The following is a 4206-nucleotide window of genomic DNA, read 5'->3' on the forward strand; positions in this document are numbered from 1 at the left end:
TCCCACCTCATTCCCTTTGTCCAGACTTGGCCTGGCGCAAAACTCCGGCACCGATACAGTGCCGACCACTCCAGTTGAAGAGGCTGAATCCATTATTGTGTATAATCCACTAAGAAATATTTATGTTCAAATTCAAAATCATATTTTATTTTTTTCTGTTGTAGCTTGCCTCCATCGTCAACAGAGACATTGAGAATTACTGTAATTGTATTTTTACTATTAATTGCAATTTCTTCATTTCTTGTTAAAACAAACCCTGCAAAATATACATTCTCACCCCAATATTGATCCTTTTCTTTTATCAACTTTTTCTTTTCATTAATATGTCTAATATTCCTTATTCCCTCGTGCTCCAATTCAAGTGATTCAATTGTAATTTCTCTTTCAGTTTCACCATTGTTATAAACTGAACAAAACACTGAAAAAACATTGTCTTTTTCATGTCGAAAAAACGGACAAACTACAGTATCGTCAATTTTATAATTTTTAATTATTTTGCTTTTAAAATCTCTTTGCTGTGTAAATAACTCCAAATTCTCATTTATTATAGCGTAGCTCGAACCTAACCGAAATGAACACGAACTGCTAATAATCACAATAAAAATTGCTGATGCAACAACTCTTAGATACTTACTCATCAGTATTTCCCCCTTACATTTCTACCAAAATAGTATGGAATAACGTCACATACTGTATGACCTATTCCTGTTATCCCAAACCTAACGTAACTCCTTATATCATTCTTAGGTTCTGGCGGAAAAATATCTGGCACAACATAATTATACGTCCCCATGTATCTTGGGTCTTCAACAATCTTATGCGTTTTTCCATCATAAATCACTTCTCTTCCATCATTGCAAACATATTTTATTTCACGATATTCATCATCATTTTTTTGATGATACTTAGTTTGTATATCTGGTAATTTTTTCCAATTCTTTTTAGTTTCAACTTCATCAAATGATGGTAAATTTTTATTCTTCGCATCTCTATCCTCAAAATGCCATGCAGTTGCTTTTTTGTAGCCGTTTGCAACACCTTTTTTTCCAGAATCAATAATTTCTTTCCCTACATCCACTATTGCATCCCCAGCCTTTTTCGCCGCATCTCCCAATTTCTCATTGGCCTTTTTGGCTTTTGATTTTAGTCTCCTCGGATCAAAGGCTGTTTTGGCTGCATCGGCAAGGGTGTCTTTTACACGTTTTCTTCCTGCTTCAGACGTTACGGCATCCTTGATACTCTCAGCACTATCTGCTAATACTTCATTCACCTTTTCAGCTTTGGGTTGTAACCGTCGCGGATCTGCCCAGGTTTTGGCCCCTTCTGTTAATACCTGCTTGGTTCTTCCCCAGATGCTTAGTTTTTCGTCTCCCTTACCACTACCAGTCGTCTCATCCGATGCGGAGGAAGCTGTTACATCCCCACCGCTACCCCCACCCGCATTCCCTGCTTTTCCCCCTGCGAGGTCTCCGCCTTCTGCTTTCTCTCCACCGATTTCCACCCAGGCTTGTGTGTCGGCATCCCAATAGCAATTGGGTGGCATGGGAACGCGGCCGATCATGCCGCGGTCGGTGAGTTGGGGTTTTTCGATTTCATACGGATTTTGTTCGGGCGTATTGCCATACGCCCCTACAGGATCAATCGCCCCTACATCTCGTTGATATTGTTCCATGTAATCTGCAATGTCGATCTCATTCAGGGTACGGCCTGCTGCGCCCTGACGATCCAACTCGGAAAGCTCCAGCTCACCGTTGAGATAGGCCTCAACCTGGGCACGCACATCCGGCGGCAGGGCGGCGAGTGTTTCCTGCAATTGGTTCTGAAACATCTCACCGGATTCATTGACATAGCCGCCCATCTTTTCGGTCCGGCCGGACCCATGCACATATACCGGGCCCCAGTTGAAGTTGATATTACCTGCCACGCGCGAGAGGGTAGAAATCAATGATCCATAATTGTTGCTGGCGATGGCGGTATAAATTTCCTGCCCGATTTCTATACCCACGTCAAAATACTCGCGGTATTCTTTGTACTTTTCCAAAGCATCCGGATCAAGATACGCGCTGAGGTCATCAAACAAACCAAGCACAAAATCAAGTGAAGGTTTGAATTCTTTATTGGTAAACGCGCCCCAGACTTTGTTTAGCACGCTGGCTGCGGGTTGGTATTCTTCCGGCAGATAGTTACTCAGTACATCGCTAATCGCCTGGTTCCATTTGCCGGTTTCGAGTTCCGCCCACCAGGCTTCCGGTCCTCCCATGATGACGTCAAATATATCAGTAACTTCTTTCCACTTGCCCTGCACCCACTCCACACCTTGGTCGATCAAGTCCTCAATCCCATCGCCAATGGCTTGCATAAACCCATCCGCCATCTCAACAAAATCAAAACGGAAGTTCTCCGAATTGAAAATATCCGCCACGGTATCCCAGACCTGGTCCATATTAAACCAGTCATTTCCTTCAAACTTAAAGGAGAACACATCCTCAAACACATTGGAGATGCCCTCACCGATTTTGCCGGTAAATTCACACCAGGCAGCACCCAGGTCCACATTGCAGGCCAGGGTGATCATGTCCTTCATACTGCCGAGCAGGTTATTCCCCAGATCATTGAATCCCTGCGCAATGCTGGTCCACAAACCCATGGCAGAACCGGAAATACCCATCTGCTCAACCATCACCTGCACCTGGTCTACCACAGCCTCGCCCAAGGCACTCACATCTGAAAATTTCCCGAACAGCTGTTCACCCAGCCCGGAAAGATTGAGCGGCACATTGCCGACCAGTTGGTCAAATGCGCCTGCCAGGTCTTTGCCCAAGCTGTCAATGGATTGAATAAACTCACTGTTGAGTGCCATGGCCTTGATATCCCCGAGCAGTGAATCAATATTGCTGTCAATAAAGCCCGGCAAGTCATTGAGCACATTGAGCTGCTGCATGAACTCAGAACCCATAATCAGATCTTTGATCGGCCCGGAAATGGAACCCATCACCTTCTCGATCTGTGCGCTCTCCATACCGATCTGACGCATCAGATTACCGAGCTGGCCTTGAATAATTTCGGTGGTGCCCTGCGAGATGGCATTATCAAGCAGACTCTCCGCCTGGGACTGGAGCCGGGATAACTGGAGAACATGCTGATAAACCTCTGTTTGGTACAACCAGGATTTGAACTGCGTGCCGCCCTGATCAGCCAAATTGTTGAGCAGCCCGGTGACATCGCGCAGTTTCCCGATCTCCTGGACAATCGGGTTGTTGGCTGCCAGTTGCCGGAATATATTTTGCTGAAGGTCCTGAAGCAAGGCGGCATCCAGTTGAAAATTATCCGAATTGAGAAAATTAAAAGCACCGTCCACAGACCAATTGGCCGGGTCCACCTGAAATGTAATTTCCTCCCAAGCTTGCTTGAACTCTTCGCCCAACTGATTGTACTTGTCCGTGATGATATCCATAATCACGACAGCATCGGCGCGCTGAATCTCGAGCAGTTGACGCTCAATACCGGAAACAAATTGGGACTGCATGGATTTTAGATCGCCCAATGAATTGACGATTTGTTGTTTGACCTGGTCCATACCGAATTGACGGGACATATCATCAATGTTTTGTAGTAGTGGTAGAGACGTACGATCGTACGTCTCTGTAGAACCGTACGTCTCTACAAAACCCAAAAGCCCGGTCTGTACCAACTGGTTCTGGATATCCTGGATATGTGTATCCAGCAATGCCTGGGCCTGTTGACCCAGGTCTGTCACCAGATCCTGGGCGCGGCTGACCTGGATACGCACAGCTTGCTGCCGGATAAAATCAAGATTGCCCTGGAGTGTTTCTTGTATATCCGCCACAGCCTGATGAATGGGTGCCGCATAACGGTCCAGCATGGCATTGACCGACGGCGGCGCCCGCCCGGCTTGTATATCCAGCACCGCTTGAATCATGCTGCCCTGTACCTGGTCCAGCGCGCGGTTGATATCCAGCATGCCGGAGGTAATATTAATATCCTTAAGTACCCCGGATAAATCCAGGGTCTGGGTCCGGGTCAGGTCACCCAGCTGCCCGGTGAGCTTGCCAAGGTTTTTCTGAAGTGATGTGTCCAAGCCCGCCAAATTAGCCACGAGCCGGCTCACCGCCTTCCCGGCAATTGATTCGAGCTGTCCCGGATTAATTTTAAGACTCAGGCTGTTCATCTGTGCCTGGAGTTGCT

Annotated in this window: 2 protein-coding genes; both read right to left on the reverse strand. The window is 46.4% G+C overall.

Translation table 11 applies throughout. The annotated features are described in order from the left end of the window. Positions 1-92: 92 nt before the first annotated feature. Positions 93-638: a hypothetical protein gene (locus tag K8S19_02805; protein MCD4812605.1), complete on the reverse strand. Its 546-nt coding sequence runs from the start codon at positions 636-638 to the stop codon at positions 93-95. Continuing rightward, a partial coding sequence (locus K8S19_02810) for a hypothetical protein (GenBank protein ID MCD4812606.1) occupies positions 638-4206 on the reverse strand: 3569 nt, incomplete at its 5' end. The genes K8S19_02805 and K8S19_02810, both read right to left, overlap by 1 nt.

Source organism: bacterium (assembly GCA_021108215.1).
In the GTDB taxonomy this organism is placed as follows: domain Bacteria; phylum Oederibacteriota; class JAAXVQ01; order JAAXVQ01; family JAUVAV01; genus JAIORK01.

Bases quoted from the DNA above. Each gene is read 5' to 3' on its own strand.
- K8S19_02805 (MCD4812605.1), bottom strand. From the start codon at position 638: ATGAGTAAGTATCTAAGAGTTGTTGCATCAGCAATTTTTATTGTGATT.